Annotated in this window: 2 protein-coding genes; one reads left to right on the forward strand and one right to left on the reverse strand. The window is 46.3% G+C overall.

Annotation, left to right across the window (positions count from 1 at the left end):
* The first annotated feature begins 105 nt into the window (after positions 1 to 105).
* The gene (locus PSI15_RS17710) at positions 106 to 1,146 is read left to right on the forward strand and encodes an IS481 family transposase (RefSeq protein ID WP_273584663.1); all 1,041 of its coding nucleotides are present in this window, start codon (positions 106 to 108) and stop codon (positions 1,144 to 1,146) included.
* Between the two features lie 282 nt (positions 1,147 to 1,428).
* On the opposite strand, the gene PSI15_RS17715 is transcribed toward PSI15_RS17710, so the two are convergent.
* A partial coding sequence (locus PSI15_RS17715; RefSeq protein ID WP_273584664.1) for an IS110 family transposase occupies positions 1,429 to 2,068 on the reverse strand: 640 nt, incomplete at its 5' end.

Consider the following 2,068-nt stretch of genomic DNA (forward strand, 5'->3'; position numbering starts at 1 on the left):
ATTGTATTAGTCCCGACTTGATCTGACAATTAGCCCTTGCAAGGTTGAGAGTTACCGGTTTTGATAAAGGTGTCCAAACTTCATACAAAACACGAGGTAACTCTCATGCTTTATACTAACAATCCTATTATCAAACACAAAGTCGGTTTGCTCAATTTAGCGGAAGAACTCGGCAATGTGTCAAAAGCCTGTAAAATAATGGGCGTTTCACGTGATACCTTTTATCGCTATCAGGAGCTTGCTGAAGAAGGCGGTATCGATAACCTTATCAATCAAAGCCGTCGAGTCCCTAACCTAAAAAACAGAGCGGATGAAGCGACAGAACGCGCCGTGGTTGAACATGCGGTTGAGTTCCCGGCACATGGGCAGCACAGAACCAGTAACGAGTTACGCCAAAAAGGCGTCTTTATCTCCGGCAGTGGCGTCCGCTCTATCTGGTTAAGTAACAACCTTGAAAACTTCGGTAAACGACTCAAGGCGCTTGAAGCCAAAGTGGCTCAAGAAGGGATTACGCTCAATGACGCACAAATAGCCGCCTTAGAGAAAAAAGCCCATGATGACGAAGCTTGCGGAGAAATAGAAACGGCCCACCCGGGCTATCTCGGCTCGCAAGACACGTTCTACGTCGGCAATCTTAAAGGCGTCGGGCGTATTTACCAACAAACGTTCGTAGACACTTACTCGAAGGTGGCGCATTGTAAACTGTACACCAGTAAAACGCCGATCACGGCAGCAGACCTGCTTAATGACTGCGTATTGCCATTCTATGGAGCACAACGGCTTCCCATGCTGAGAATACTCACTGACCGGGGAACCGAGTACTGTGGCCGTGTCGAGCATCATGATTATGAACTTTATTTGGCGATTAATGATATCGACCATACGAAAACCAAGGCGATGTCTCCACAAACAAATGGCATCTGCGAACGCTTCCATAAAACGATTTTGCAAGAGTTTTATCAGGTAACGTTCCGCAAGAAGCTTTATAGTGATCTGGACAGTCTTCAAGCGGATCTCGACAACTGGCTGTGGTACTACAATAATGAAAGGACGCATCAAGGAAAAATGTGTTGTGGGCGAACCCCCATGGAAACGTTACTGGATGGAAAACGCCTCTGGGCAGAAAAAAATCTGAACCAGATTTAACCTGACAGACACCTGTATAAATAACCGGTAACTGTCATATATGGACGTCCCGCAATATTCAACTTTTTTCGGTGGCTCAGTGCATGGCTAATTTCGGTTCACGGTCATATATCCGGCGTCTGGCAACCATTCAAATCTGCTGCGCCATGGTGAAGTCCGAACCTTGCCTCCTCATCAGGTCAACGGATTAAAAATCCTCGACAGTTTCAGGTTCTTGCAAGGCCGGATAACCGTTTAGCTCATCAACTGAAGTCAACTTTATTGAAAGTAAAACAAATTTATTTAGGCAAACGCCTTGCTCACCTGGAACACATCATTATTAACCATGATTGACCAGCATATTCTGGCGCATTTATTGGCATAAGCGACACACGCTTTATTAAACCCTCGCCGGTTAACCAAAGACTGCATCCAGTCACCCAGTGCATCGTGCCGTAACGCTCTGCGTTGTATGGCTGCTCTGGCGCCATGAATTAAAATACAGCGCAAGTATCGATTACCATTTTTGGTGATTTTACCTAATTGTGTTTTCCCGCCACTACTTGCTTGCCGGGGAACTAACCCTAGCCAGGCCGCTAATTGCCTGCCGTTATTGAATTGCTTCCCATCACCGGCATAAGCAATAAATGCCGAGGCGATGAGGGGGCCAATGCCGGGAATAGATTGCAATTGCTGCCACAGAGGTGTTTGTGATGATAGCGATTTGAGGGTTTCTTCTATTTCTTCTGTTTGTTGAATCAACTTCAGCCAGTCTTCATAGAGTTGTTTCAAAATGCTACGGGCAATCACCGTTAACCCATTACTCGCGTCCTCAAGGGCTTCATGTAGTGCTTGTCTCAGGGCAGCAGAGCGTTGCGGAAAAACAATACCATACTCTGCCGCCAGTCCTCTGATTTGGTTAGAGACAGCAACGCGTTTTTGA

The organism is Xenorhabdus sp. PR6a (genome assembly GCF_028599065.1).
Taxonomy (GTDB): domain Bacteria; phylum Pseudomonadota; class Gammaproteobacteria; order Enterobacterales; family Enterobacteriaceae; genus Xenorhabdus; species Xenorhabdus doucetiae.